We start from the raw sequence: 25,966 nt of genomic DNA, 5'->3' as shown, positions 1-25,966 counted from the left end.
CCTGGCGACGAGCGCGATATCGTCCACTCTGATCGCAATGAGCGCTCACTGGCGGTTCTAAGCTACCCCCGCGCGGTACACGTCGGGTGAGAATCGTCCTTAGAGCGGCACCACCTTGCCGTCGGCCAACGTGACGCGCCGGTCCATGCGCGATGCAAGCTCGTGATTGTGGGTGGCGATCAGCGCCGCGAGGCCCGATTGCCGCACCAGTGCCTCCAGCGCCTCGAACACGTAGGAGGCTGTGACCGGGTCGAGGTTGCCGGTGGGCTCGTCGGCGAGCAGCACCAGCGGCGCATTGGCGACCGCACGCGCGATGGCGACGCGCTGCTGCTCGCCGCCGGAAAGCTCCGACGGCCGGTGCGACGCCCGTTTGCCGATCTGCATGTAGTCGAGCAGTTGCGCCGCTCGCTCGGACGCTTCCTTGCGCGGCAGGCCCTTGATGAGCTGCGGCATGATGATGTTTTCCAGCGCGGAAAACTCCGGCAGCAAATGATGGAACTGATAGACGAAGCCGACATCGTTGCGGCGGATCGAGGTGCGCTCGTCGTCGGACAGCCGGCCACAGGCGCGTCCGGACAGGATCACGTCGCCGGCATCCGGCCGCTCCAACAGCCCGGCCGTATGCAGTAGCGTCGATTTGCCGGTGCCCGACGGGGCCACCAGCGCCACCATTTCACCGCGCCGCAGCGCGAAATCGGCGCCGTTCAGGATGGTGAGCTTGCGCGGCCCCTGGACGTAGTGCCGTTCGACGCTCTTCAGCTCGATAAGGACCTCGGCCACTACTCGTACCTCAAGGCTTCGACTGGATCGAGGCGGGCCGCCCGCCATGCCGGAAACACCGTTGCCAGGAAGGACAGCGCAAGCGCCATGATGATGACATAGGTCGTCTCGCGCGGATCCATCTTGGCCGGCAACTGGCTGAGGAAATAGAGCTCCGGGTTGAACAGCACCTTGCCGGTCATCCAGGAGAAGAACTGGCGGATCGATTCGATGTTGGTGCAGATCACGACGCCGAGCAGCACGCCGGCGAGCGTGCCCGTCACGCCGATCGCCGCCCCAGTCATCAGGAAGATGCGCAGGATGGCGCCGCGCGAGGCGCCCATGGTGCGCAGGATGGCGATATCATGCCCCTTGTCCTTCACCAGCATGATCAGTCCGGAAATGATGTTGAGTGCCGCCACCAGCACGATCAGCGTCAGGATCATGAACATGACGTTGCGTTCGACCTGCAGAGCCGAAAAGAAGGTCTCGTTGCGCTGGCGCCAGTCGACCATGTCGATCGGCCGCTGCGCCGCCGCTTCCACCTTGGGTTTCAGCGCGTCGACATCGTCGGGATTGTCGACATAGATCTCGATCGTCTGCGCCCGGCCGTCCATGTTGAAGTAGAGCTGCGCTTCGGAGAACGGCATATAGACGATCGACGTGTCATATTCGGACATGCCGACCTCGAAGATCGCCGCGATCTTGTAGCCCTTCATGCGCGGCGTGGTGCCGAGCGGCGTCACATCCCCGTCCGGCGAGATCAAGGTAATGGTATCGCCGAGCGTCAGGCCGAGATTCTCGGCCATGCGCTTGCCGATGGCGACACCCTCGCCGGTATCGAAATCGGCGAGCGTGCCTTGCTTGATGTTGCTGGCCACGATGGCGATCTTGCCGAGATCTTCACCCCGGATGCCGCGCACCAGCGCGCCGGTGCCGCCGCCGACATTGCCTTGCGCGAGCACCTGGCCGTCGATCAGCGGGATGGCGTATTTGACCCCGGGTACGCCGTTGATGCGGCTGGCGACCTGGGCATAATCCTCAAGCGGCGAATCGAGCGGCTGCACGATCAGATGGCCGTTGACGCCGAGGATGCGCGTCAAAAGCTCGGCGCGGAACCCGTTCATCACCGCCATGACCACGATCAGCGTCGCGACGCCCAGCATGATGCCGAGAAAAGAGATCGAGGCGATCACCGAGATCACCGTCTCCTTGCGCCGCGAACGCAAATAGCGCCAGGCGACCGTGCGCTCGAAGATGGAAAAAGGGCCGGCGCCCGCCGATCGCGCTGCCGCCGCCTCGCTCATGCGGCGGCACCGAAATGTTTGGCCGCGTCGGCGATCGGCAGCGTCACGCGCTCGCCGGTCTTGCGATTCTTGATCTCGACCTCGCCGGCGGCGACGCCGCGCGGCCCGACGATCACTTGCCAGGGCAGGCCGATCAGGTCGGCGGTGGCGAATTTGCCGCCCGGCCGCTGGTCGGTATCGTCGTAGAGGACGTCCTTGCCGGCGGCGGTGAAGGCGGCGTTGAGTTCGTCGCAGACGCGATCGCAGTCGGCATCGCCCGCCTTCATGTTGATCAGGCCGATATCGAACGGCGCCACCGCTTCCGGCCAGATGATGCCGTTCTCGTCATGGCTGGCCTCGATGATCGCCGCGACCAGCCGCGACGGGCCGATACCGTAGGAGCCGCCCGAGGCGAAATGATCCTTGCCGTCGGGCCCCGTCACCTTGGCCCCCATCGGCTTGGAATATTTCTCGCCGAAGTGGAAGATATGGCCGACCTCGATGCCGCGCGCCGAGACCCGGTCGCCAGTCGGAACCTTCTCCCAGGCCGCCTCGTCATGCATCTCGTCGGTGGCGGCGTAAGGCGTCGTCCACGTCTTGACGATATCTGCTATCTCGCCGTCATTGGCGAAGTCGGTGTTCGCGCCGGGCACGGCAAGCGACAGGTAATCGCGATGGCAGAAGACCTGGCTTTCACCAGTGTCGGCCAGGATGATGAACTCGTGGCTGAGATCGCCGCCGATCGGACCGGTGTCGGCCCGCATCGGAATGGCCTGCAGGCCCATGCGCGTGAAGGTCCTGAGATAGGACACGAACATCCGGTTATAGGCGGCTCTCGCGCCTTCGAAGTCGAGATCGAAGGAATAGGCGTCCTTCATCAGGAATTCGCGCGAACGCATCACGCCGAAGCGCGGCCGCACCTCGTCACGGAACTTCCACTGTATGTGGTAGAGGTTGAGCGGCAGGTCCTTGTAGGATTTGACGTAAGCGCGAAAAATCTCGGTGACCATTTCCTCGTTGGTCGGACCGTAGAGCATGTCGCGGTCCTGCCGGTCCTTGATGCGCAGCATCTCCTTGCCGTAGTCGTTGTAACGGCCGCTCTCGCGCCACAGATCGGCCGACTGGATGGTCGGCATCAGGATCTCCAGCGCACCGGCGCGGTTCTGCTCCTCGCGGATGATCTTGCAGACCTTGTCCAGCACCCGTTTGCCCAGCGGCAGCCAGGAAAAACTGCCTTGCCCCTGCTGGCGGATCATGCCGGCGCGCAGCATCAGCCGATGCGAGACGATTTCGGCCTCGCGCGGGTTTTCTTTGAGGATAGGCAGGAAATAGCGCGACAAACGCATGGACAGGTCCGTGAATGAGAATGGCCACGCCAGAATCGGCGCGGCGCAGGCTTGCTTGCCCCGGCTTCATAGCGATTTCATGACCGAATGGAAACCCGGCCATCCCACCACGTAGGCCCCTTCCGAGCCCGAATCCCTCGCTTCCGGAACAACCCGCGCCGACAATGGAACGCACCGAACCTCTTCGTGTTTGGCCGTCAATTCTTTGCGCGCGTCAATTGCGAACATGCCGCAAAGGCTCTGTCGACCCTGACTGGACGTTTCAAAAGCAAAGCCTGCCGCACTATTGTGCAGTGCAGCACGAGAATGCCCGTTTCAAGGCAAAATTCTTCGTGACATTTTCATTTCCGTTGGGCTAATGTGCCCCGATAACCGAGAGGGTAGAAAAAAATCTGCTCTCCTACGCGGTCAAAGTCTTGGGAGGATGCGATCTAGGCGCGGTTACTCGCTGCCGCCGGATACCGGAAACAGATCGGACGCGTTTAATTGCAAGGCCTTGTGCCTTGCATTTTTTTTGTGCAATCATCTGGTTAGCGCCGCGAATTGGCAGGCTACATGACCTTGCGTCAGCAGCCAGTAGCCGCCGGACAGGGCGGCATCTCAATCCCGTCCGCAGCGCTCCGACCTTATCGGAGCACCCTTGCCGCCACGTCTATTTCCCTGGGGTCGGGCTGAAATCCGGCACGATGTGCGGGATGTCGTTGAGGCTGTATCCCAACCCGTGCGTCAGGCCGTAGAAAATGCCCATCAGGACCGCCGTTGCGATGGTGGTGCGGATCACGGCACGCAGCATATGCGGCCCGCGCGGCGCGCTCGGCACCGTGCCCAGCGTCACGTCGTGATCGTCGTCCTGCGTTCTGACGCTGAACGGCAGGACGGCAAACAGCACCACCCACCAGGTCGCGAAAAACAGCGCGGTGAACGAGACCCAGCTCATGATTGCTCCAGTTCGATCAGCGTGCCGAAGAAATCCTTCGGATGCAGGAACAGCACCGGCTTGCCGTGCGCGCCTGGTTTGGGATTGCCGTCACCAAGCACCCGGGCGCCGGCGGCCTTGAGCTGGTCGCGCGCGGCCAGGATGTCGTCGACCTCGTAGCAGAGATGATGCATGCCGCCCGACGGATTCTTCGCCAGGAATGCCGCGATTGGCGAGCCCTCGCCAAGCGGCTCCAGTAACTCGACCTTGGTGTTGCCGACATCGACGAACACCACGGTGACGCCATGCTCCGGCAACGCCTGCGGCTCGGTCACTTCGGCGCCGAGCGTGTTGCGGTAAGCTGCAACGGCGGCGGTCAAATCCGGCACCGCAAGCGCGACATGGTTCAGCCGTCCGAGCATGTCCGAGCTTTTTCTCCCAGGTCCAACGACTGGCGTCATACGTCAAATCAGCCGAGATCAACAGCCTTTCGCGAGGAGCGCACTGTCGCACCTGTTGCAACCAGCAGCCACAAAGTACAAAGGCCAATGTCCGGAATCAGCCCTGCCCGCCCCCGCGTTTTCACCTTCGATCTCGGGTCGTTCAAAATTGCCGCTCTGCTCGATGCCGTCGATGTCAGAGACGGGCTTGCATCGGCCTTCGCGGCCGGACAGCCGCCGGCGGCCGTGCTCGAACTCGCGGTTTCGAACTTCATCGACCAGGATCGCTACGAGCATTGCTTCATCCCGACGCTGATCGATACCGGTTCCGAAAAGATCCTGTTCGACACTGGCTGCGGAGATGAAGACAGTTCACTCCTGGAGTGTTTGCAAGCCCTTGGGCTCGGCCCTGATGACATCGATGTGGTGGTCATCACCCACGGGCACCCGGACCACATTGGCGGGCTTGTCCGGAATGGCGCATCCGTTTTCAGCCGCGCACGCCTGGTATTCGGCGCAGCGGAATTCGCGTTCTGGACCGAAGGAAATGCGGTGCGTCCGGCCAGGTTGGCCAATCGTGATCTCTTTAGGCGCATTTGCACCGGCTTGGCCGACCGCGCGACGTTCATAGCGCCTGGAGACGAAGTGGTGCCGGGCATCACTGCCATCGACGCGGCCGGTCACTCCGCCGGGCTTTTGGCCTTCCTTGTCGAAAACGACGGACAGCAATTGCTGATCTGGTCGGACGCTTTCCTGCATTATGTCGTGTCGATCCAGCGTCCGCAGTGGCATGCCGATTTCGATGACGACAAGGAAAAGGCAATCGAGACCCGCAAGCGGCTGCTCGGCATGGCTGCCGAGCGGCGCCTGCTCGTCGCCGGCCACCACATGCCGTTTCCGGGCTTGGGCTATGTCGAGCGGACAGACCATTCCTTTCGCTGGATTCCGGTCAGCTATCAGCTGAACATCCGAGCCCCCGACGCCTCCGTCACCGGGTGACGAAAACCGTCACCAGCGGTTTCTTGCCCCACGCTTCGTTGGCCGCGCCGCGCACCGCGCGCCGCACCGCCTCCTGCACCAGGTCGAGGTCCTTGCGGCGCTGGCGGGGGATCGAATCGACCGCACCGACGGCCGCATCGATCATCAGGTCCTCGAGCATCTCGCCACGGGCGTCGGTTTCGGCGACGCCAATGGCGACCAGGTCGGGATCGCCGGCCAGCTCGTACTTGTCATCAAGCACGACATTGACCGCGACGTGACCGGCAAAGGACAGCTTGCGCCTGTCGCGAATACCCATCGCCTGATCGGTGCCGATCAGATTGCCGTCCTTGTAGACGCGGCCGAACGGCACCTGGTCGATGATCGTGGCGGGACCGGGAGCGAGCCGCAGCATGTCGCCGTCGCGCACCTGCGCCACCTGGCCGATGCCGGAGGTGGACATCAGCGAGCCCTGCGCCACCAGATGCGCCGCCTCGCCATGCACGGGAACGCCGATTTGCGGACGCACCCATTCATACATCTTGCGCAGTTCGCTGCGGCGGGGGTGGCCGGAGACATGCACCAGAGCATCGCCGTCTTCGATGATCTTGATGCCGAGATCGATGAGGCGGTTCTTGATCTCGAGGATCGCCTTCTCGTTGCCGGGAATGGTGCGCGAGGAAAACACCACCGTGTCGCCCGCTGTCAGCGACACCGATTTCATCTCGTCGCGCGACAGCTTGGCAAGTGCCGCCAACGGCTCGCCCTGGCTGCCGGTGCAGATGATGACCAGATTCTCGCGCGGGATGAAGCCGAAATCCTCCTCGGCGATGAACTCCGGCAGGCCGTCCATGTAGCCAAGCTCGCCGGCCACATCGATGACGCGCTTCAACGAGCGGCCGAGCACAAGGCACTGGCGGCCGGCATCGCGCGCTGCCCTGGCGATGGAAACGATGCGTCCGACATTGGAGGAGAAGGTGGTGACGGCGACGCGGCCCTTGGCCGCCTGGATGACGCCTTTCAGGCCCTCGCCCACGGCCACTTCCGAAGGCGACTCGCCTTCGCGCAGCGCATTGGTCGAATCGCAGATCAGCGCCAGCACGCCCTTGTCGCCATAGGCGCGGAACCGCGCCTCGTCGGTCTTGGGACCGATCGTCGGCTCCGGATCGATCTTCCAGTCGCCGGTGTGGATGACGGTGCCGGCCGGCGAGGTGATCGCCAGCGACATGGGTTCGGGAATGGAGTGTGCAACCGGAATGGCTTCGATCTCGAAGGGGCCCACCGTGAACTTTTCGCCCGCCCGGTAGATTGTCAGCGGGATCTTCGGCGCGCCCTGCTCGCCCTGACGCTTGGCTTCCAGCAGCCCGGCGCTGAACGGCGTCATCCAGACCGGCGCCTTCAGCTTCGGCCAGATGTCGAGCAGCGCGCCGTAGTGGTCCTCATGCGCGTGGGTGATGATGATGCCGCGCAGATTGGCGAGGTTCTCCTCGATGAAGCGCGTATCGGGCAGGATCAGGTCGACGCCCGGATGCGCCGCGTCGGGAAAGGTGACGCCGACATCGATGATAATCCATTCGCGCGCGCTCGGCGGGCCATAGCCGTAGAGGGCGAAGTTCATGCCGATCTCGCCGACGCCGCCGAGCGGCACGAAGACGAGTTCGGCGTTGTCCGCTTTCGCCATGATTTTTTCCTTCCTGACCCTCGGGCCAAGCCGTTAAAGCAATTCCAGCAAGTGCCTACCGGTTTTCCGTCCGGAATTGCCCAAAAACAAATTATATCCGCGCGGACGCCACCGCGCCGAAATGCACATCGCCGGCGGCGACCGTCAGAACAGACCCGTCATCGTCGCGGATCACGAAACGGCAGTCCTCGTCAATGGTCTCGAACACGCCACGCACCACATTACCGTCAATTCTGACAGCAACCTCGCCGCCAAGGCCCGCCGCGCGGGCCAGCCAACGCTTCCTGATGGCGGCAAGGCCACGTCCTTCGTCCCACAGGCGGGCATTCTCGCTCCAGGCATCCGACAGCGCCAGAAACAGCGTTTCGGCATCGCAAGCCGCGCCCAACGCATGGAGTGATGTCGCGGGATAAGGCAAATCCCGCGGGTGCGCCACCACATTGACCCCGATGCCCACCGCCACCGCGAAGCGGCTACCGTCAAGCATCGCCGACTCCAGCAGGATGCCGGCCAGCTTGGCGCCGGAGGCGAGCACATCGTTTGGCCATTTCAGCTCGAAACGGTTCTGTCCCTGGCTCGCTCCGTCGAGGCCTATCGCGATGCGGCCCTTCGGCACCACCGCGTCGAGCGCGTCGGCCAGCGCCAGCCCCGCGACGAAGCCGAGCGTCGCGGCAAGGCGCAATTCGCCGCCGGTGATGAGGAGCAGCGTCGCCGCCAGATTGCCTTCCGGCGTTGCCCAGGCACGGCCACGCCGGCCGCGCCCGCTTTCCTGCTTCTTGGAAACAACCCAGAGCTTGCCCGGGTCGCCCGCCCGGGCATGGTCCAGCGCCAGCGCGTTGGTGGAGCCGACACTGTCATGCGCCTCGAGCCGGAACCCTTCCGACGCCGAGGTTGGAGCCAGCCGAAATGCCATCCCGTCAGAAAAATGTCTTGGCGGCGGCTTCGGCATAGGTCCCGATCGGTCCGCCGATCAGCACGTAGAACAGCACGAAGGCGCCACTGACGCCGAGCACGACACGCAACTCGCTGGCCATCGGCACAAAGCCGCCGACCGGCTCATCGAACCACATGATCTTGATGATGCGCAGGTAGTAGTAAGCGCCCACCACGGAAGCGAGCACGCCGATGATTGCCAGCGCATAAAGGTTGGCGTTGATGGCGGCGAGGAAGACGTACCACTTCCCCCAGAAGCCGGCGAGCGGCGGAATGCCGGCCAGCGAGAACATCAGGATGGTCAGGATCGTCGCCATGATGGGGTTGGTCGACGAGAGGCCGGCGAGATCGCTAATCTGCTCGACATTGCCTTCCTTGCGCCGCATGGCAAGGATGAAGGCGAAGGTGCCGAGCGTCATCACCAGGTAGATCAGCATGTAGATGGCGACGCCGCGCACGCCGGCCTGGCTATTGGCGGCAAGGCCGACCAGCGCGTAGCCCATATGGCCGATCGAGGAATAGGCCATCAGCCGCTTGATGTTGGTCTGGCCGATCGCGGCGAAGGAGCCAAGCGCCATCGAGGCGATCGAGATGAAGACGATGATCTGCTGCCAGTCGGAGGCGATCGGCTTGAACGCACCCATGGTGACGCGCACGATCAGCGCCATCGCCGCCATTTTCGGCGCTGCCGCCAGGAAGGCCGTCACCGGTGTCGGTGCGCCCTCATAGACGTCTGGCGTCCACATGTGGAACGGCACCGCCGAGATCTTGAAGGCAAGCCCGGCCAGCACGAAGACGAGGCCGACGACAAGGCCAAGCTGGCGCTCGCCGCCGCCCAGCGCCGTGGCGATCTCCTGGAAGCCGGTGTTGCCGGTATAGCCGTAGACCAGGCTGATGCCGTAGAGCAGCATGCCCGAGGACAGCGCGCCGAGGACGAAATATTTCAGGCCGGCTTCTGTCGAACGCAGATTGTCGCGATTGATCGCCGCCAGCACATAGATCGCAAGCGACTGCAGTTCGAGGCCGAGATAGAGCCCGATCATGCCGTTGGCCGAGATCATCAGCATCATGCCGAGCGTGCAAAGCAGGATCAGCACCGGATATTCGAACTTGTCGAAACGCTCCGCCTTGGCAAAGCGCATCGACATGATGAGCGTCACCGCCGAGCCGATCAGCGCCAGCACCTTCATGAAGCGGGCGAAGGAATCCTGGATGAAGGCATTGCCATAGGCGCTGCCCTGCCCTGCGTGGAAGATCAGCCAGGCGCCTGCGATCACCAGCACGGCGACGGCAAGGCCGGTCACGGTATTGGCGGTGTTGGAACGCGAATAGGCCCCGACCATAAGCAGCGCGAGCGCGCCGATGGCAAGGATCAGCTCGGGCGTCGAGAGCGAAAGGCTGGAGAGAAGGTCCGGCGTCATGGTTCGCAAAACCCCTGGGTCAGTTCGCCGCCGCGGTCTGCGCGGCGCCGATGGATGCGGTGACATTGGTGACGAGCGACTTGACCGACTGGGCCGTCGCGTCGAAGACGGGTGCGGGATAGACGCCGAAGAAGATGACCAGCACGACCAGCGGATAGATGATCGCCTTCTCGCGGGTCGACAGGTCGAGCAGCCCCTTCAGGCTGTCCTTGGTCAGCGCGCCGAAGATCACCCGGCGGTAGAGCCAAAGCGCATAGGCCGCCGACAGAATGACGCCGGTGGCGGCGAAGAACGCCACCCAGGTGTTGACCCGGAACACGCCAAGCATGGTCAGGAACTCGCCGACGAAACCTGACGTGCCCGGCAGGCCGACATTGGCCATGGTGAAGATCAGGAACACGGTCGCGTATTTCGGCATGTTGTTGACGAGACCGCCATAGGCGGCGATCTCGCGGGTGTGCATGCGGTCATAGATGACGCCGACGCACAGGAACAGCGCGCCCGACACCAGACCGTGGCTGAGCATCTGGAAGATAGCGCCCTGCACGCCTTCCTGGTTCATGGCAAAGATGCCCATGGTGACGAAGCCCATATGGGCGACCGACGAATAGGCGATCAGCTTCTTCATGTCCTCCTGCATCAGCGCCACCAGCGAGGTGTAGATGATGGCGACGACCGACAGCGTGAACACCAGCGGCGCGAACATTTCGGAGGCCAGCGGGAACATCGGCAAGGAGAAGCGCAGGAAGCCGTATCCGCCCATTTTCAGCAGGATGCCGGCCAGGATGACCGAGCCCGCCGTCGGCGCCTCGACGTGGGCGTCGGGGAGCCAGGTGTGCACCGGCCACATCGGCATCTTCACCGCGAAGGAGGCGAAGAAGGCAAGCCACAGCCAGGTCTGCATGTTGGCCGGGAAGCTGTGCGTCAGAAGCGTCGGGATGTCGGTGGTGCCGGACTGGAAGAACATCGCCATGATGGCGAGCAGCATCAGCACCGAGCCGGCCAGCGTATAGAGGAAGAACTTGAACGAGGCGTAGACGCGCCGCTTGCCGCCCCATACGCCGATGATGATGAACATCGGGATCAGTCCGGCTTCGAAGAAGACGTAGAACAGCACGATGTCCAGCGCGCAGAACACGCCGATCATCAGCGTTTCCAGAAGCAGGAAGGCGATCATGTAGGCCTTGACGCGCTTTTCGATCGCTTCCCACGACGCCAGGATGCAAAGCGGCATCAGGAAGGTCGTCAGAATGACGAACAGCATGGAAATGCCGTCGACGCCCATATGGTAGGAAATGCCGGAATCGAGCCAGGCGACCTTTTCGACGAACTGGAATCCGGCCTGCGAATTGTCGAAGCCGGCCCAGATGAACAGCGACACCAGGAAGGTGAACGCCGTGGTGATGAACGCAATGGCGCGGATGTTGCGGCGCGCGTTTTCGCTGTCATCGTTGATGAACAGGATCAGCAGCACACCAACCAGCGGCAGGAAGGTGACCAGCGAGAGGATTGGCCAGGCGGTCATCAGAGCATCATCCAGGTGACGAGTGCGGCAACGCCGATCAGCATGGCGAAGGCGTAGTGATAGAGGTAGCCGGTCTGCAGCTTGACGACGCGGTTGGTGACGTCGACGACGCGCGCCGAAATGCCGTCAGGCCCGAGCCCATCGATGATGGTCCCGTCACCGGTCTTCCACAGGAAGTGACCGAGACGCTTGGCAGGGCGAACGAACAGGAAGTCGTAAAGCTCGTCGAAATACCACTTGTTGAGCAGGAAGGCGTAAAGCCCGCGATGCTGGGCGGCCAGATTGACCGGCATCTCCGGCGAGCGGATGTAGAACTTCCAGGCCAGAGCGAAACCGATCAGCATGGCGATGAAGGGCGAGAGCTCCACCCACAGCGGCAATTCGTGGATCTCGTGCAGGATATGGTTGTCCGGCAGCGTGAACAGCGACGCCTTCCAGAATTCGGCATAGCCTTCGCCGATAAAGGAATTGTGGAAGATGACACCGGCAAACAGCGCGCCGGCCGCCAGGATGAACAGCGGCACCAGCATCACCGGCGGCGATTCATGGACGTGGTGCATCACCTCGTGGCTCGCCCGCGGCTTGCCATGGAAGGTCATGAAGATCAGCCGCCAGGAATAGAAGGAGGTGAAGCAGGCGGCGATGACCAGCAGGATGAAAGCCAGGCCGGCGACCGAATTGTGGCCGGCGAAGGAGGCCTCGATGATGGCGTCCTTGGAGAAGAAGCCGGCGGTGCCGATGACGGTCACCGGAATGCCGACGCCGGTCAGCGCCAGCGTGCCGATCACCATCATCCAGTAGGTGGTCGGGATCAGCTGCCTCAGGCCACCCATCTTGCGCATGTCCTGCTCGTCGGAGACGGCGTGGATGACCGAGCCGGAACCGAGGAACAGCAGCGCCTTGAAGAAGGCGTGCGTGAACAAATGGAAGATCGCCGCGCCATAGGCGCCGACGCCGAGCGCCACGAACATGTAGCCGAGCTGCGAGCAGGTCGAATAGGCGATGACGCGCTTGATGTCGTTCTGGACCAGGCCGACGGTCGCCGCGAAGAAGGCGGTGAAGGCGCCGATTAAGGTGACCACCGTCAGCGCCGAGTGCGACAATTCGAACAGCGGCGAAAGCCGCGCCAGCATGAACACGCCGGCCGTCACCATGGTGGCGGCATGGATCAGCGCCGACACCGGGGTCGGGCCCTCCATGGCGTCCGGCAGCCAGGTGTGCAGGGGCACCTGCGCCGACTTGCCCATGGCACCCATGAACAGCAGCAGGCAGACGACGGTCATTGCCGCCTGCTTGTCGAGCGCATGGCCGAGGAAGGTGAGTACGGCGGCACCCTGCGGCGCGCCTTCGGCCGGGATGAACGTCGCCGCATTGGCGAAGATGGTGCCAAGATTGACCGAGCCGAACAGCACGAACACGCCGAAAATGCCGAGCGCAAAACCGAAATCGCCGACGCGGTTGACGACGAAGGCCTTTATTGCCGCGGCATTGGCCGACGGCTTCTTGTACCAGAAGCCGATCAGCAGGTAGGACGCCAGGCCGACCCCTTCCCAGCCGAAGAACATCTGCACGAGGTTGTCGGCCGTCACCAGCATCAGCATGGCAAAGGTGAACAGCGACAGATAGGCGAAGAAGCGCGGCCGGTTCGGATCGTGATGCATGTAGCCGATCGAATAGATGTGAACCAGCGCCGACACGGTGTTGACCACCACCAGCATCACCACCGTCAAGGTGTCGATCCTGAGCGCCCAGGAGACGTCCAGCCCGCCGGACTGGATCCAGTGCAGCACCGGCACGGTGAACACCTCGCCATGGCCGAAGCCGACGGAAAAGAAGGCGACCCATGACAGCACGGCCGCGATCACCAGGAAGCCGGAGGTGATGTATTCGGATGCCTTGGCACCGAGCGCATTGCCGAACAGGCCGACGATCAGGAAGCCGAGCAGCGGAAGGAAGACGATCGCTTGATACATAGTCGCCCCGTCAACCCTTCATCATGTTCACGTCTTCGACCGCGATCGAGCCGCGGTTGCGGAAGAAGACGACGAGAATGGCAAGCCCGATGGCGGCTTCAGCCGCCGCGACCGTCAGCACGAACAGCGCGAACACCTGGCCGACCAGATCGCCGAGCGCCGCCGAAAAGGCGACGAAATTGATGTTGACCGCCAGCAGGATCAGCTCGATCGACATCAGGATGACGATGATGTTGCGGCGGTTGAGGAAGATGCCGAACACGCCGAGCGTGAACAGGATCGCCGATACGGTCAGATAATGTGCGATGCCGACGACCATCTCAGACTCCTTCGCCCGACTTGACCTTGCGGATTTCCATGCCGGTCGCCGCGGTGCGGCCGACCTGGGCTGCGATCGACTGCCGCTTGACCCCTTCCTTGTGGCGCAGCGTCAAGACGATGGCGCCGATCATGGCGACCAGCAGGATGAGGCCCGAAATCTGGAAGTAGTAGAGGTAGTCGGTATAGAGGATGTCGCCGAGCGCCGCCGTGTTCGATCGCGCGGCGAGATCCGGGATGGGCTTTGCGACTGTCGAGGCGAGCTTCGGCGCGAAGGTGTAGCCGCCCAGCACCACGATCAGCTCCGCCGCCAGGATCAGCCCGACCAGCGCGCCGATCGGCGCGTATTGCAGGGCGCCGCTCTTCAATTCGGCGAAATCGACGTCGAGCATCATGACGACGAACAGGAACAGCACCAGGACCGCGCCGACATAGACGACGAGCAGGATCATCGCCAGGAACTCGGCGCCGGTCAGCATGAACAGGCCGGCGGCGTTGAAGAAGGTCAGGATCAGGAACAGCACCGAATGCACGGGGTTGCGCGACGAAATGACCATGAACGCCGACGCCACGGCGACAAAGGCGAAGAGGTAGAAGAAGGCCGCCTCTAGTCCACTCAGCATTGGGGATCCCCCGGGTTCCTGTCCAAACAGGACGCTCGTCCTGTTTGATGTTTGCGACCGCCTCCGGTCGGCAAGTTTCGTTGTGTCCTATCGCATGTTCCGATCGGGTTGAAATACCTGATCAAAAGAAACATGCGACACTTTTGTCTTCCGGAGGATGATCTTGTCCGAAAAGTCCGCAACTTTCGGGATCATCCCCTGGACGAGGCCCCTCGCCCCGTCCATGCGTCAGATGTCAGCGATATGGCGAGTCCAGTGAGATGTTGCGCGCCAGTTCGCGCTCCCACCGGTCGCCATTCGCCAGCAGCCGGTCCTTGTCGTAGTAGAGTTCCTCGCGCGTTTCCGTCGCGAATTCGAAATTCGGCCCCTCGACAATGGCGTCGACCGGGCAGGCTTCCTGGCAGAAGCCGCAATAGATGCACTTCACCATGTCGATATCGTAACGCACCGTGCGGCGCGTGCCGTCATTGCGGCGCGGGCCGGCCTCGATGGTGATCGCCTGCGCCGGGCAGATCGCCTCGCACAGTTTGCAGGCGATGCAGCGTTCCTCGCCGTTGGGATAGCGGCGCAACGCATGCTCGCCGCGAAAGCGCGGGCTGATCGGTCCCTTCTCGTGCGGATAGTTGATCGTCTCCTTCGGCGCGAAGAACTGGCGCATCGACAGGAAGAAGGCGCTGACGAAATCCTGCAGCAGCAGCGATTTTGCGGCCTGGGACAAAGCGGACATCACGCAAACCCCGTGATCTTGAGGAAGGCGGCGGTGGCGACCACCATGAACAGCGAGATCGGCAGGAACACTTTCCAGCCCAGCCGCATCAGCTGGTCGTAGCGGTAGCGCGGCACGAAGGCCTTCACCATCGAGATGCCGAAGAACACGAAACAGACCTTCAGCACGAACCAGATCACGCCGGGCACCCAGGTGAAGGGCGCGAAGTCGAAGGGAGGGAGCCAGCCGCCGAGGAACAGGATGGTGGCCAGCGCGCACATCAGCACGATCGCGACATACTCGCCGAGGAAGAACAAAAGGAACGGCGTCGACGAATATTCGACCATGTGGCCGGCGACCAGCTCCGATTCGGCTTCGACCAGATCGAAGGGCGGACGGTTGGTCTCCGCCAACGCCGAGATGAAGAAGATGACGAACATCGGGAACAGCGCCAGCCAGTTCCAGTCGAGGAACGTGTTGGGCAGCCCGAGCCGCGTACCAAGCCCACCCTGCTGCGACAGCACGATATCGCTGAGGTTGAGCGAGCCGGCGGTGAGCAGCACGGTGACGATGACGAAGCCGATCGAAACTTCGTATGACACCATCTGCGCCGCCGAACGCAACGCGCCGAGGAACGGATATTTCGAGTTGGACGCCCAGCCGCCCATGATCACGCCATAGACCTCGAGCGAGGAGATGGCGAAGACATAGAGGATGCCGACATTGACGTTGGCGATCGCCCAACCCTGGCTGACCGGTATGACCGCCCAGGCCGAGATCGCCAGCACGGCGGAGACAAGTGGCGCCAGCAGGAAGACGCCCTTGTTGGCGCCCGACGGGATGACCGGTTCCTTGAAGACGAATTTCAGCAGGTCGGCGAAGGCCTGCAGCGTGCCCCAGGGGCCGACGACATTCGGGCCACGGCGAAGCTGCACCGCCGCCCAGATCTTGCGGTCGGCATAAAGGATGTAGGCGACGAAGATCAGCAGCACCACGATCAGCACGACCGACTTCAAGAGGATCAGCAGCGCCGGCAGCACGTAGAAGGAGAAGAAGGTGTCCATGCTTATTCCGCCGCCTGCTTGAAGCCGCTCTTGGCCAGTGCCGAGCATTCCGCCATCACGGCCGATGCGCGCGCGATCGGGTTGGTCAGGTAGAAATCCTTGACCGGCGAGGTGAAGGTTCCCTTGTTCAACCGCCCGCCGAGCTTCGCCACGCCGGCGATATCCTCGGCATTGCCGGCCGCGACCTGGTCGATGCGAGCCAGATGCGGGTATTCGCCATAGAGCTTTGCGCGCAGCTGCGGCAGCGAATCGAACGGCAGTTTCTTGCCCAGTACGTCGGACAGCGCCCGCAAGATCGCCCAATCCTCGCGCGCGTCGCCCGGCGCGAAGCCAGCGCGGTTGGTCTGCTGCACGCGCCCTTCGGTGTTGACGTAGGTGCCGGACTTTTCGGTATAGGCAGCCGCCGGCAGGATGACATTGGCGCGATGCGCGCCGGCGTCGCCGTGCGTGCCAACATAGACGACGAAGGCGCCGCCGGTCTTGCTCATATCGATCTCGTCGGCGCCGAGCAGGAACAGGACATCCGTCTCGCCCAGCATGCCGGCGACGTTCTTGCCGCCCTCGCCCGGCACGAAGCCGAGGTCCAGGCCGCCGACGCGCGCCGCTGCGGTGTGCAGCACGGCAAAGCCATTCCAGTCGGCGCGTGCGGCATTCACGGCGGCGGCGAGCCTGGCCGCTTGGCCGAGCACGGCCGCGCCATCGGCGCGCGCCAGAGCGCCCTGACCGACGATAATAAGGGGATGCGTCGCCTTCTTCAGCGTCTGGAAGAACTTGCCGTTGCCGTCCGCCAGATCCTTCAGCGAATCCGGCCCGGCGCCCAGCTGTTCGTAGTCATAGCGCGTGTCGCCGACATCGCCGATGACGCCGACCGGCAGATTGCCGAGGCGCCAGCGCTTGCGGATGCGGGCGTTGAGCACCGAGGCCTCGAAGCGCGGATTGGCCCCGATGATCAGCACCGCGTCGGCCTGCTCGATGCCTTCGATGGTCGGGTTGAAGATATAGCTGGCACGTCCGAGTGCCGGATCGAGCGCCGCGCCGTCCTGACGGCAATCGGTGTTCTTCGAACCGAGCGAGGCCATCAGGAGCTTCAGCGCATAGATTTCCTCGACCGCCGCGAGATCGCCCGCGATGGCGCCGATCTTGTCGGGGGCCGCCGCCGAAACCGCGCCCTTGATCGCCGCGAACGCTTCGGCCCAGCTCGCCGGAACCAGCCTGCCGTCCTTGCGCACATAGGGGCGATCGAGGCGCTGCGTGCGCAGGCCGTCCCAGATGAAGCGGGTCTTGTCGGAAATCCATTCCTCGTTCACGGCTTCGTTGACGCGCGGCAGGATGCGCATCACTTCGCGCCCACGGCTATCGACGCGGATCGCCGAGCCGACGGCATCCATCACGTCGATGGATTCGGTCTTGGTCAGCTCCCACGGCCGCGCCTGGAAGGCGAAGGGCTTGGAGGTCAGCGCGCCGACCGGGCAGAGATCGATCACGTTGCCCTGCAACTCCGAGGTCATTGCCTGTTCGAGATAGGTGGTGATCTCGGCATCCTCGCCGCGGCCGATCAGGCCGAGTTCGGAAATGCCGGCAACTTCGGTGGTGAAGCGGACGCAGCGCGTGCAGTGGATGCAGCGGTTCATCACTGTCTTGACCAGCGGGCCGATATACTTGTCTTCCACCGCGCGCTTGTTCTCGTGGTAGCGCGAGGAATCGACGCCGAAGGCCATCGCCTGGTCCTGCAGGTCGCACTCGCCGCCCTGATCGCAGATCGGGCAGTCCAGCGGATGGTTGATCAGCAGAAATTCCATCACGCCTTCCCGGGCCTTCTTGACCATCGGCGTGTTGGTGAAGATTTCCGGCGGCTCGCCGTTCGGGCCGGGGCGCAGGTCGCGCACACCCATGGCGCAGGAGGCCTGCGGCTTGGGCGGTCCGCCCTTCACCTCGATCAGGCACATGCGGCAATTGCCGGCGATCGACAGCCGCTCATGGAAGCAGAAGCGCGGCACTTCCGCGCCCGCGTCCTCGGCCGCCTGCAGCAGCGTGTAATGGTCGGGTACAGTGATTTCTTTCCCGTCGACCTTGAGCTTTGCCATTCGCCTCAAACCCCTGCGGATTTCCCGCAATCTCATTTTCCGGGCGCGACAGACGCAGCGCCCGAGATTTCATTCACTTCTTCGCGGCCAGCGCCGCCGCCTGGGCAGTCCAGTCGTCACGGCCGATGCGGCCCTTGAACGACAGATAGTCGTCGACCCAGGCAATCTCTTGCGGCGACCATGCGGCGATCTGGGCAAACGTCCAGATACCGAGGCCGTTCAGCACCTTTTCCAGCTTCGGGCCGATGCCCGATATAGCCTTGAGGTCGGACGGCCTCGTCGGCTTCTCCATGGCCTTGGGCTGCCTGAAATCTTCCGGCAGCAGCACATCCGCCGCCTCGCTTGTTGCCGGAGCGGCATTGGCGGCCGGCGCGGTGGTGGCGGCTTCCCTGGCTGCGATATCGGTGACTTCCTGGGCGAAGGACTGCGCCTCGGCAATCATCGTCTTCGCGGTCGCCCGCGCCCTGATGGACGACGAGTTCGCATCCTCGAATTGCTCGACGCGTGCCTCGAAATCCTCGATCAGCGGCTGCATGAGGCGGTGTGATGCCTCGGCGGCCCCCGAAAGCGCGCCCATCCAGACGCCGAACGCATGATTGGCGAGCCCCATGCCAAGCGCCGACATCGCCGCCGCACCCGCGACAGGGTGCGCGAAAAGGTTGACGGCGCTGGCCATCTCCTTCGGCATCATCCTGGTCAGGTCCTGGTTCATCTTCTCGATCTGGTCCAAATTGGGCATCAATGGGTAGGGTGTCGAATACGGCGCCATAGAGTTCTCCTGGTCGTTTCTTCGTTCGCCCCGCCCCGTCTCTTCCCGCGTTCAAAAGTTTCTTGTTATTCCGCCGCCACCATCACCGGTTCGGCCCGGTGCGCGTTGCGCGAAAACTCGTCGATGCGCCGCTCCACCTCGCCGCGGAAATGCCGCATCAGGCCCTGGATCGGCCATGCCGCCGCATCGCCCAGCGCGCAGATCGTGTGGCCTTCGACCTGCTTGGTGACGTCGAGCAGCATGTCAATCTCGCGCTTCTGAGCCTCGCCGCGCACCAGCCGCTCCATCACCCGCCACATCCAGCCGGTGCCCTCGCGGCACGGCGTGCACTGGCCGCAGCTTTCATGCTTGTAGAAGTAGGAAAGCCGCGCGATCGCCTTCACGACATCGGTCGACTTGTCCATGACGATGACGGCGGCCGTGCCGAGGCCGGATTTGAGATCGCGCAGCGCGTCGAAATCCATCGGCGTATCGATGATCTGCTCCGCCGGCACCAGTGGCACCGAGGCGCCGCCCGGAATGACGGCGAGCAGATTGTCCCAGCCGCCGCGGATGCCGCCGCAATGGGTCTCGATAAGCTCGCGGAACGGGATCGACATCGCCTCTTCGACGGTGCACGGATTGTTGACGTGGCCGGAAACGCAGAACAGCTTGGTGCCGACATTGTTGGGCCGGCCGAAGGACGAGAACCAGGCAGCCCCCCGGCGCAGGATGGTCGGCGCCACCGCGATCGATTCGACATTGTTGACAGTGGTCGGGCAGCCATAGAGGCCGACATTGGCCGGGAATGGCGGTTTCAGCCGGGGCTGGCCCTTCTTGCCTTCGAGGCTTTCCAGCAGCGCCGTTTCCTCGCCGCAGATATAGGCGCCGGCGCCGTGATGCATGTAGATTTCAAAATCGTAGCCCGACGTGTTGTTCTTGCCGATCAGCTTGGCCTCGTAGGCCTCCTCGATCGCCCGCTGCAGCGCCTCGCGCTCGCGGATGAACTCGCCGCGCACATAGATGTAGGCGGCAATCGCGCCCATGGCGAAGCCGGCCAGGAACGCGCCCTCGACCAGCGTGTGCGGATCGTTGCGCAGGATGTCGCGGTCCTTGCAGGTGCCGGGCTCGGATTCGTCGGCGTTGATGACGAGATAGCTCGGCCGGCCGTCGCTCTGCTTGGGCATGAACGACCATTTCAGCCCGGTCGGGAAGCCGGCGCCGCCGCGTCCGCGCAGTCCCGACGCCTTCATCTCGTTGACGATCCACTCACGCCCCTTGGCGACGATGCCGGGCGTGTTGTCCCAGGCGCCGCGCGCCATGGCGCCGGCCAGCGACTTGTCGAAGAGGCCGTATATGTTGGTAAAGATGCGGTCTTTGTCCTGAAGCATTTTTCGTCCCTCAGACCGGCTTCTTGGTCGGCTTGGCGGCAGGCTGCTTGGTCTCCGGCGCCTTGAAGGCGCTGCCCGGTTCGGCCCGGTTCTTCGGCCCATTGCGTTGTTTTGGAGTCGCCTCGACTTCAGGAGCGGCCTTGTTGGCGTTGGCGGCCGAGTGAAGGGGTGGCGCAACGCTAGCCGCGTTCTCGGTGACCGGCGCGACCTTGGCCGGCGACGGCGTCTTCAACGTCGGGTTGGTCTCTGGCGCGGCGGTCTTCGGCCTGCTGGATTTCGACGGAGCAACCGGACCAGGCGCAGCTGGGGCGGCCGGTGCCGGCACCGGCGCAGCGATGATCGCGTCGGGCGCTGCCTTCGCGGCCCTGGCTGCTTCCCGGGCTTCACGGTCGCGGGTCGACTTGAGGATCGCCTTTTCGCTCTTCAACGTGGTCAGGCCGGAGGCCGGCTCCGAGCCGGTGCGGCCGTTCTGCGGTCCCGGCGTCACCGAGGCGCCCTTGCCCGCATCGTAGAGATCGATGATTTCAGCCAGCCGTTCCGGTGTCAGATCCTCGAACGTATCCTTGAACACCATGACCATCGGCGCGTTGACGCAGGCGCCGAGGCACTCGACCTCTTCCCACGACAAGGTGCCCTTGTCGTTGGTGTGGAATTGGTCGTGATGGATCTTCGAGCGGCACACATCCATCAGCGCTTCCGAGCCGCGCAGCATGCAGGGCGTGGTGCCGCAAACCTGGATGTGCGCACGGGTGCCAACGGGGCTCAACTGGTACTGCGTATAGAAGGTCGCGACCTCGAGGCCGCGGATACGCGGCATGCCGAGCATGTCGGAGATGGTCTCGATCGCCGCCTTGGTGACCCAGCCCTCCTGCTCCTGCGCTATCATCAGCAGGGGAATGATCGCCGACTGCTCGCGGCCCTTGGGATACTTCTTGATCCATTGCTTCGCCGCTGCCGCATTCGCCCGGTTGAAGGCGAAGGAGGCTGGCTGGACGCTGGCTTCTGCGAGACGGCGGACTGACATTTAGCGATCGACCTCACCAAACACGATGTCGAGGGAGCCGAGGACGGCGGTGACGTCGGCCAGCATGTGGCCGCGGCAGAGGAAATCCATGGCTTGCAGATGCGCGAAACCGGGTGCGCGCAGCTTGCAGCGGTAGGGCTTGTTGGTGCCGTCGGAGACCAGGTAGACGCCGAACTCGCCCTTTGGCGCCTCGACCGCCGCATAGACTTCGCCGGCCGGCACGCGGTAGCCCTCGGTATAGAGCTTGAAATGATGGATGAGCGCTTCCATCGAACGCTTCATCGCCTGGCGCTTGGGCGGCACCACCTTGCCGTCAAGGTTCGACACCGGGCCGGTGCTTTCCTTGCCGAGCAGAAGATCGACACACTGGCGCATGATCCGTGCCGACTGGCGCATTTCTTCCATGCGCACGAGGTAGCGGTCGAAACAGTCGCCATTCTTGCCGACAGGGATGTCGAAATCCATTTCCGAATAGCATTCATAGGGCTGCGACTTGCGCAGGTCCCACGGCGAGCCCGAACCACGGACCATGACGCCCGAAAAGCCCCAGGCCCAGGCATCTTCCAGCGAGACGATGCCGATGTCGACATTGCGCTGCTTGAAGATGCGGTTGCCGGTGAGCAGCCTGTCGAGATCGTCGAGCGATTTCAGGAACGGGTCGATCCACTTGCCGATGTCCTCGACCAGCTGCCGCGGCAGGTCCTGGTGGACGCCGCCGGGCCGGAAATAGGCCGCATGCATGCGCGAGCCCGAGGCGCGTTCATAGAACACCATCAGCTTCTCGCGCTCGACGAAGCCCCACAGCGGCGGCGTCAGCGCGCCGACGTCCATGGCTTGCGTCGTCACATTGAGGATGTGCGACATGATGCGGCCGATTTCGCAGTAAAGCACGCGGATCAGCTGGCCGCGCCGCGGCACCTCGATACCGAGCAGGCGCTCGGCGGCGAGCGCGAAGGCGTGCTCCTGGTTCATCGGCGCGCAATAATCGAGCCGGTCGAGATAAGGCAGCGCCTGCAGATAGGTTTTTGCCTCGATCAGCTTCTCCGTACCGCGATGCAAGAGCCCGATATGCGGATCGACGCGGTCGACGACTTCGCCGTCCAACTCCAGCACGAGGCGCAAAACGCCGTGCGCCGCAGGGTGTTGAGGTCCGAAGTTGATGTTAAAGTTGCGGACGGAGGTTTCAGCCATTCTGGCGCCTCTGGCGAAGAGTCAGTAGTGAGTAGTGAGTAGTGATCATCAATCTCAATGCCTGCTTCATTCCGCCTGCTTGGCCTGCACCGTTCGGATAAGAGATCTCATCATTTTTCCAATCTCTTCGCATCGCAGCAGCAGTTCAATCTCATTGTCTTTTCGCAGCAAGCCGACCCGGCATGCCAGTAGTATGTGCGTTTCCAGTTCCTTCAACGAACCTTGCGCCATGCGCAAAAATTGAACGAACGAACCTCTGTTTTCGCGACCGTATCCCTCCGCGACATTCGCCGCGATCGAAACCGCCGATCGGCGCATCTGAGAGGTCATGCCGTAGATCTCTTCTTTCGGGAAGTCCTTAGTGTGGCGGTAACAGTCTTCAGCGAGCGTCATCGCTGATTGCCACACCTTCAAGTCGCGATAAGATTCGATCCGTCGCTCCAACTTTTCTCCTACTGACTACTCACTACTTCCCTACTCACTGTTTCGCTTTTTCGTCGCCGGGCAGGACATAGTCGGTTCCCTCCCAGGGGCTCAAAAAGTCAAAGTTCCTGAATTCCTGCTTCAGTTCCACCGGCTCGTAGATGACGCGCTTGGCTTCGTCGTCGTAACGCACTTCGACGAAACCGGTCAGCGGGAAATCCTTGCGCAGCGGATGGCCTTCGAAACCGTAGTCCGTCAGCAGGCGGCGCAGGTCCGGGTGGCCCGAAAACAGCACGCCATAGAGATCGTAGGTTTCGCGCTCGAACCAGTCGGCGCCGGGATAGACGCCGGTGATCGAAGGCACCATCGTCTCCTCGTCGGCCTGCACCTTGATGCGAATGCGCACATTCTGCTTCGGCGAAAGCAGGTGATAGACGACGTCGAAGCGCTTGGCCCGCGACGGATAGTCGGCACCGCAGACATCGATGATCGAGATGAACTGGCAGCGCGCATCGTCGCGCAGGAAGGTCATCACCTCGATCAGGTTTTGAGGCTCGACGTGAACGGTGAGCTCGCCATAGGCGAATACCGCATCGCCGAAGCGGCCAGGCAGCTTCTCGCCGAGATAGGTCGACAGTTCGCTTAAGGAGGCGGCCATGGATTTACCGTTCGATCGTGCCGGTGCGGCGGATCTTCTTCTGCAGCAGAAGAATGCCATAGAGCAGGGCTTCGGCGCTCGGCGGGCAGCCGGGCACATAGATGTCGACCGGCACGACGCGGTCGCAGCCGCGTACCACCGAATAGGAATAGTGATAGTAGCCGCCGCCATTGGCGCACGAGCCCATCGAGATGACGTAGCGCGGCTCCGGCATCTGGTCGTAGACCTTGCGTAGCGCCGGCGCCATCTTGTTGGTCAGCGTGCCGGCGACGATCATGATGTCGGACTGGCGCGGAGACGCCCGCGGCGCGACACCGAACCGCTCCGAATCGTAGCGCGGCATCGAGGTGTGGATCATCTCGACCGCGCAGCAAGCCAGACCGAAGGTCATGAACATCAGCGAGCCGCTACGCGCCCAGGTGATCAGCGCCTCGGTCGAGGTGACCAGAAAGCCCTTGTCGGCAAGCTCATTGTTGATTTCGAGGAAGAAGGGATCGTCCTCCCCTACCGGCCTACCGGTGTTGGGGTCGATAATACCTTTGGGCTTCGGCGCGACGAGGGTGCCTGAACTGTCGTTCAATCCCATTCCAGCGCTCCTTTTTTCCATTCATAGGCAAAGCCGATGGTCAGCACTGCCAAAAACACCATCATTGACCAGAAACCGAGCATGCCGATCTTCGAGAAGGACACTGCCCAGGGGAAGAGGAAGGCAACTTCCAGGTCGAATATAATGAACAGGATCGACACCAGGTAGAAGCGGATGTCGAATTTCATGCGGGCATCGTCGAACGAGTTGAAACCGCACTCGTAGGCGGAAAGCTTTTCGGGATCGGGGTTGCGATACGCCACCAGGAACGGAGCCGCCAGCAGCGCCAGGCCGACGACCAGTGCCACGCCGATAAACAGGACGATGGGCAGGTACGAACTGAGAAGTGCGTTCATGCAGCGGCTTTCCGTTGGCGCCAATCCACTTTGACTACAGCACCGAACCTTAATGCGGAAGCGTGACAGATTAACCGCTGAACCGTTTTAAGGGGCCTATGCTGCAACGCGGCGAGGGTTAGCGCAGCACTTCCAGCGAAGCAAGTCAAACCTTGTTCAAAACACCGAGCTGGACGGCATTCCGGGAGAAACTGGTCCCATCCGCTCCTGTTTGATTTCCTTCGCTTTTCACTCCACTTTTGTCTCCTGACAGGGTTGCCGCCAAAACCCTGCTAGCATGGACGGGAATCACGCCGGGCAATGACGCCAGACAGGTCCATCAGGGACGCATACGCATGAAGGAAAAGATCTCGCTTGCCGCCGCCCGGCGCATCGCGCTCGCCGCCCAGGGATTTCTCGATCCCCGCCCCGCCGGCACGCCGGACCGCCGCCATTTCGCCCGCGTTCTGTCCCGCACCGGCCTGTTGCAGATCGATTCCGTCAGTGCGGTGGTGCGCGCTCATTACATGCCGCTCTATTCGCGTCTCGGCCCCTATCCCCTCGCTTTGCTCGACAACGCCGCCGTAACGCGCAAGCGCACCGTCTTCGAATATTGGGCGCATGAAGCCTCGTTCCTGCCGGTCGAGACCTACCCACTGATGCGCTGGCGCATGCAGCGCGCCGAGCAAGGCGATGAAATGTATCTGGGGCTGGCCAAATGGGGCCGCGAGCACGCCGCCTATATAGAAGAGATCTACCGCGAGGTCGTCGCGCGCGGGCCGATCGCCGCTTCGGCGCTCGAAGGCCAGAAAGGCTCCGGTGGCTGGTGGGGTTGGAGCCATGCCAAGCACGCCTTCGAATGGCTGTTCTGGGCCGGGCGCATCACCACCGCGCACCGGCGCGGCTTCGAGCGCTTTTACGACCTGCCGGAGCGCGTGCTGCCGCAGGCGATCCTCGATCTGCCGGTACCGACGCCTGAGGACGCGCACCGCGAATTGCTGCGCATTTCCGCCCGTGCCCATGGCGTGGCGACATCAGGCGACCTGCGCGATTATTTTCGGCTCTCGCCGGCCGACATGAAAGGCCGGCTGGAGGAACTGGTCGAACTCGGCGACTTGCTGCCGGTCCGTGTCGAGGGCTGGGACAAGCCGGCTTACCTTCACAAGGACGCCCGTATCCCGCGCAAGATCGAGGCCCGCGCTCTGCTGGCGCCGTTCGATCCGGTCGTCTTCGAGCGTTCGCGCTCGGAGCGGCTGTTCGACTTCCATTACCGCATCGAAATCTACACGCCGGCCGACAAGCGCCAATACGGCTACTATGTCCTGCCTTTCCTGCTCGGCGACAGGATCGTGGCGCGCGTCGACCTCAAGGCTGACCGGCCGGCCAGTGTCCTGCGTGTCCATGCGGCCTATGCGCAGGCCAACGCACCGGCGGAGACTGCGGCTCAACTCTTCGAGGAATTGAAGCAGATGCAGGGCTGGCTTGGCCTCGAGCGCATGGAAATAACGCCTGCCGGCGATCTCGGCCCGGCGCTGTCCGACATCGCGGTGTCGTAAG

At 63.0% G+C, this 25,966-nt stretch carries 25 protein-coding genes; 2 read left to right on the top strand and 23 right to left on the bottom strand.

The annotated features are described in order from the left end of the window. Nucleotides 1-99: 99 nt before the first annotated feature. From FJW04_RS14005 to mce, 5 genes are all read right to left on the bottom strand, one after another. On the bottom strand, nt 100-828 hold the full coding sequence (locus tag FJW04_RS14005; RefSeq protein WP_181172934.1) for an ABC transporter ATP-binding protein: 729 nt from the start codon (nt 826-828) through the stop codon (nt 100-102). Continuing rightward, nucleotides 780-2,066, bottom strand: coding sequence for a lipoprotein-releasing ABC transporter permease subunit (locus FJW04_RS14000; protein WP_015317359.1), 1,287 nt, complete (start codon nt 2,064-2,066; stop codon nt 780-782). The genes FJW04_RS14005 and FJW04_RS14000 overlap by 49 nt, the downstream gene beginning before the upstream one ends. Further along, on the bottom strand, nt 2,063-3,391 hold the full coding sequence (proS, locus tag FJW04_RS13995) for a proline--tRNA ligase (RefSeq protein ID WP_015317358.1): 1,329 nt from the start codon (nt 3,389-3,391) through the stop codon (nt 2,063-2,065). The genes FJW04_RS14000 and proS overlap by 4 nt, the downstream gene beginning before the upstream one ends. Before the next feature lie 652 nt (nt 3,392-4,043). Next, nucleotides 4,044-4,328, bottom strand: coding sequence for a DUF1467 family protein (locus tag FJW04_RS13990; protein WP_023769792.1), 285 nt, complete (start codon nt 4,326-4,328; stop codon nt 4,044-4,046). Next, complete coding sequence (mce, locus tag FJW04_RS13985; RefSeq protein WP_140714757.1) at nt 4,325-4,729, bottom strand: methylmalonyl-CoA epimerase; 405 nt, start codon at nt 4,727-4,729, stop codon at nt 4,325-4,327. Before mce ends, FJW04_RS13990 begins: the two co-directional genes overlap by 4 nt. 126 nt (nt 4,730-4,855) lie before the next feature. Here mce and FJW04_RS13980 point away from each other — a divergent pair, with 126 nt between their 5' ends. Continuing rightward, the gene (locus FJW04_RS13980) at nt 4,856-5,746 is read left to right on the top strand and encodes an MBL fold metallo-hydrolase (RefSeq protein ID WP_140714755.1); all 891 of its coding nucleotides are present in this window, start codon (nt 4,856-4,858) and stop codon (nt 5,744-5,746) included. Here the strand turns inward: FJW04_RS13980 and FJW04_RS13975 are convergent. From FJW04_RS13975 to FJW04_RS13890, 18 genes are all read right to left on the bottom strand, one after another. After that, the gene (locus FJW04_RS13975; protein WP_140615832.1) at nt 5,736-7,406 is read right to left on the bottom strand and encodes a ribonuclease J; all 1,671 of its coding nucleotides are present in this window, start codon (nt 7,404-7,406) and stop codon (nt 5,736-5,738) included. The two genes, FJW04_RS13980 and FJW04_RS13975, sit on opposite strands and share 11 nt — an antisense overlap. 91 nt (nt 7,407-7,497) lie before the next feature. Continuing rightward, nucleotides 7,498-8,319, bottom strand: coding sequence for a biotin--[acetyl-CoA-carboxylase] ligase (locus FJW04_RS13970; RefSeq protein WP_140615830.1), 822 nt, complete (start codon nt 8,317-8,319; stop codon nt 7,498-7,500). 4 nt (nt 8,320-8,323) lie between these two features. Then, nucleotides 8,324-9,760, bottom strand: coding sequence for an NADH-quinone oxidoreductase subunit NuoN (gene nuoN / locus FJW04_RS13965; RefSeq protein ID WP_015317351.1), 1,437 nt, complete (start codon nt 9,758-9,760; stop codon nt 8,324-8,326). A 19-nt stretch (nt 9,761-9,779) separates the two neighbouring features. Continuing rightward, entirely contained in the window at nt 9,780-11,285 is a 1,506-nt protein-coding gene (locus tag FJW04_RS13960) for an NADH-quinone oxidoreductase subunit M (RefSeq protein ID WP_015317350.1), read from the bottom strand. After that, nucleotides 11,285-13,258, bottom strand: a complete 1,974-nt coding sequence (nuoL, locus tag FJW04_RS13955; protein ID WP_140714753.1) for an NADH-quinone oxidoreductase subunit L — start codon at nt 13,256-13,258, stop codon at nt 11,285-11,287. Before nuoL ends, FJW04_RS13960 begins: the two co-directional genes overlap by 1 nt. Before the next feature lie 10 nt (nt 13,259-13,268). Then, complete coding sequence (gene nuoK / locus FJW04_RS13950) at nt 13,269-13,577, bottom strand: NADH-quinone oxidoreductase subunit NuoK (protein ID WP_023798863.1); 309 nt, start codon at nt 13,575-13,577, stop codon at nt 13,269-13,271. A gap of 1 nt (nt 13,578) precedes the next feature. Next, nucleotides 13,579-14,199 (bottom strand): NADH-quinone oxidoreductase subunit J, encoded by a 621-nt coding sequence (locus tag FJW04_RS13945; RefSeq protein ID WP_015317347.1) that lies wholly within the window; start codon nt 14,197-14,199, stop codon nt 13,579-13,581. A 235-nt stretch (nt 14,200-14,434) separates the two neighbouring features. Continuing rightward, nucleotides 14,435-14,926, bottom strand: a complete 492-nt coding sequence (gene nuoI, locus FJW04_RS13940) for an NADH-quinone oxidoreductase subunit NuoI (RefSeq protein ID WP_015317346.1) — start codon at nt 14,924-14,926, stop codon at nt 14,435-14,437. Then, nucleotides 14,926-15,969, bottom strand: a complete 1,044-nt coding sequence (nuoH, locus tag FJW04_RS13935; RefSeq protein WP_015317345.1) for an NADH-quinone oxidoreductase subunit NuoH — start codon at nt 15,967-15,969, stop codon at nt 14,926-14,928. The genes nuoI and nuoH overlap by 1 nt, the downstream gene beginning before the upstream one ends. Before the next feature lie 2 nt (nt 15,970-15,971). Further along, complete coding sequence (gene nuoG, locus FJW04_RS13930) at nt 15,972-18,053, bottom strand: NADH-quinone oxidoreductase subunit NuoG (protein ID WP_140615823.1); 2,082 nt, start codon at nt 18,051-18,053, stop codon at nt 15,972-15,974. 73 nt (nt 18,054-18,126) lie between these two features. Next, the gene (locus FJW04_RS13925) at nt 18,127-18,822 is read right to left on the bottom strand and encodes an NADH-ubiquinone dehydrogenase (protein WP_140714751.1); all 696 of its coding nucleotides are present in this window, start codon (nt 18,820-18,822) and stop codon (nt 18,127-18,129) included. Nucleotides 18,823-18,887: 65 nt separating this feature from the next. After that, on the bottom strand, nt 18,888-20,192 hold the full coding sequence (gene nuoF, locus FJW04_RS13920) for an NADH-quinone oxidoreductase subunit NuoF (protein WP_015317342.1): 1,305 nt from the start codon (nt 20,190-20,192) through the stop codon (nt 18,888-18,890). A 10-nt stretch (nt 20,193-20,202) separates the two neighbouring features. Next, on the bottom strand, nt 20,203-21,216 hold the full coding sequence (nuoE, locus tag FJW04_RS13915; protein WP_140714749.1) for an NADH-quinone oxidoreductase subunit NuoE: 1,014 nt from the start codon (nt 21,214-21,216) through the stop codon (nt 20,203-20,205). Continuing rightward, nucleotides 21,217-22,407 (bottom strand): NADH-quinone oxidoreductase subunit D, encoded by a 1,191-nt coding sequence (locus FJW04_RS13910; protein WP_140615815.1) that lies wholly within the window; start codon nt 22,405-22,407, stop codon nt 21,217-21,219. It lies immediately after the preceding gene. A gap of 66 nt (nt 22,408-22,473) precedes the next feature. Continuing rightward, complete coding sequence (locus tag FJW04_RS13905) at nt 22,474-22,851, bottom strand: four helix bundle protein (RefSeq protein WP_140714747.1); 378 nt, start codon at nt 22,849-22,851, stop codon at nt 22,474-22,476. A 34-nt stretch (nt 22,852-22,885) separates the two neighbouring features. Beyond that, nucleotides 22,886-23,488, bottom strand: a complete 603-nt coding sequence (locus FJW04_RS13900) for an NADH-quinone oxidoreductase subunit C (RefSeq protein WP_015317339.1) — start codon at nt 23,486-23,488, stop codon at nt 22,886-22,888. Between the two features lie 4 nt (nt 23,489-23,492). Then, nucleotides 23,493-24,074 carry an NADH-quinone oxidoreductase subunit B gene (locus FJW04_RS13895; RefSeq protein ID WP_015317338.1) on the bottom strand — a complete coding sequence of 194 codons (582 nt, stop codon included), beginning with the start codon at nt 24,072-24,074 and terminating at the stop codon, nt 23,493-23,495. Continuing rightward, entirely contained in the window at nt 24,065-24,430 is a 366-nt protein-coding gene (locus tag FJW04_RS13890; protein WP_010910112.1) for an NADH-quinone oxidoreductase subunit A, read from the bottom strand. The genes FJW04_RS13895 and FJW04_RS13890 overlap by 10 nt, the downstream gene beginning before the upstream one ends. Before the next feature lie 335 nt (nt 24,431-24,765). On the opposite strand from FJW04_RS13890, the gene FJW04_RS13885 reads away from it, so the two are divergent. After that, on the top strand, nt 24,766-25,965 hold the full coding sequence (locus tag FJW04_RS13885; protein ID WP_140714745.1) for a winged helix-turn-helix domain-containing protein: 1,200 nt from the start codon (nt 24,766-24,768) through the stop codon (nt 25,963-25,965). The last annotated feature ends 1 nt before the right edge of the window (nt 25,966 follow it).

The organism is Mesorhizobium sp. B2-7-3 (genome assembly GCF_006440715.1).
In the GTDB taxonomy this organism is placed as follows: domain Bacteria; phylum Pseudomonadota; class Alphaproteobacteria; order Rhizobiales; family Rhizobiaceae; genus Mesorhizobium; species Mesorhizobium australicum.
The sequence above is the reverse complement of the archived record's forward strand: the minus strand, read 5'-3'. Positions and strand labels throughout refer to the sequence as shown.

What these genes read in the sequence shown, in the direction of transcription:
- FJW04_RS14005 (WP_181172934.1), bottom strand. Translation starts at nt 828, where the DNA reads ATGGCGGGCGGCCCGCCTCGATCCAGTCGAAGCCTTGAGGTACGAGTA.
- FJW04_RS14000 (WP_015317359.1), bottom strand. Translation starts at nt 2,066, where the DNA reads ATGAGCGAGGCGGCGGCAGCGCGATCGGCGGGCGCCGGCCCTTTTTCC.
- proS (WP_015317358.1), bottom strand. Translation starts at nt 3,391, where the DNA reads ATGCGTTTGTCGCGCTATTTCCTGCCTATCCTCAAAGAAAACCCGCGC.
- FJW04_RS13990 (WP_023769792.1), bottom strand. Translation starts at nt 4,328, where the DNA reads ATGAGCTGGGTCTCGTTCACCGCGCTGTTTTTCGCGACCTGGTGGGTG.
- mce (WP_140714757.1), bottom strand. Translation starts at nt 4,729, where the DNA reads ATGCTCGGACGGCTGAACCATGTCGCGCTTGCGGTGCCGGATTTGACC.
- FJW04_RS13980 (WP_140714755.1), top strand. Translation starts at nt 4,856, where the DNA reads ATGTCCGGAATCAGCCCTGCCCGCCCCCGCGTTTTCACCTTCGATCTC.
- FJW04_RS13975 (WP_140615832.1), bottom strand. Translation starts at nt 7,406, where the DNA reads ATGGCGAAAGCGGACAACGCCGAACTCGTCTTCGTGCCGCTCGGCGGC.
- FJW04_RS13970 (WP_140615830.1), bottom strand. Translation starts at nt 8,319, where the DNA reads ATGGCATTTCGGCTGGCTCCAACCTCGGCGTCGGAAGGGTTCCGGCTC.
- nuoN (WP_015317351.1), bottom strand. Translation starts at nt 9,760, where the DNA reads ATGACGCCGGACCTTCTCTCCAGCCTTTCGCTCTCGACGCCCGAGCTG.
- FJW04_RS13960 (WP_015317350.1), bottom strand. Translation starts at nt 11,285, where the DNA reads ATGACCGCCTGGCCAATCCTCTCGCTGGTCACCTTCCTGCCGCTGGTT.
- nuoL (WP_140714753.1), bottom strand. Translation starts at nt 13,258, where the DNA reads ATGTATCAAGCGATCGTCTTCCTTCCGCTGCTCGGCTTCCTGATCGTC.
- nuoK (WP_023798863.1), bottom strand. Translation starts at nt 13,577, where the DNA reads ATGGTCGTCGGCATCGCACATTATCTGACCGTATCGGCGATCCTGTTC.
- FJW04_RS13945 (WP_015317347.1), bottom strand. Translation starts at nt 14,199, where the DNA reads ATGCTGAGTGGACTAGAGGCGGCCTTCTTCTACCTCTTCGCCTTTGTC.
- nuoI (WP_015317346.1), bottom strand. Translation starts at nt 14,926, where the DNA reads ATGTCCGCTTTGTCCCAGGCCGCAAAATCGCTGCTGCTGCAGGATTTC.
- nuoH (WP_015317345.1), bottom strand. Translation starts at nt 15,969, where the DNA reads ATGGACACCTTCTTCTCCTTCTACGTGCTGCCGGCGCTGCTGATCCTC.
- nuoG (WP_140615823.1), bottom strand. Translation starts at nt 18,053, where the DNA reads ATGGCAAAGCTCAAGGTCGACGGGAAAGAAATCACTGTACCCGACCAT.
- FJW04_RS13925 (WP_140714751.1), bottom strand. Translation starts at nt 18,822, where the DNA reads ATGGCGCCGTATTCGACACCCTACCCATTGATGCCCAATTTGGACCAG.
- nuoF (WP_015317342.1), bottom strand. Translation starts at nt 20,192, where the DNA reads ATGCTTCAGGACAAAGACCGCATCTTTACCAACATATACGGCCTCTTC.
- nuoE (WP_140714749.1), bottom strand. Translation starts at nt 21,216, where the DNA reads ATGTCAGTCCGCCGTCTCGCAGAAGCCAGCGTCCAGCCAGCCTCCTTC.
- FJW04_RS13910 (WP_140615815.1), bottom strand. Translation starts at nt 22,407, where the DNA reads ATGGCTGAAACCTCCGTCCGCAACTTTAACATCAACTTCGGACCTCAA.
- FJW04_RS13900 (WP_015317339.1), bottom strand. Translation starts at nt 23,488, where the DNA reads ATGGCCGCCTCCTTAAGCGAACTGTCGACCTATCTCGGCGAGAAGCTG.
- FJW04_RS13895 (WP_015317338.1), bottom strand. Translation starts at nt 24,074, where the DNA reads ATGGGATTGAACGACAGTTCAGGCACCCTCGTCGCGCCGAAGCCCAAA.
- FJW04_RS13890 (WP_010910112.1), bottom strand. Translation starts at nt 24,430, where the DNA reads ATGAACGCACTTCTCAGTTCGTACCTGCCCATCGTCCTGTTTATCGGC.
- FJW04_RS13885 (WP_140714745.1), top strand. Translation starts at nt 24,766, where the DNA reads ATGAAGGAAAAGATCTCGCTTGCCGCCGCCCGGCGCATCGCGCTCGCC.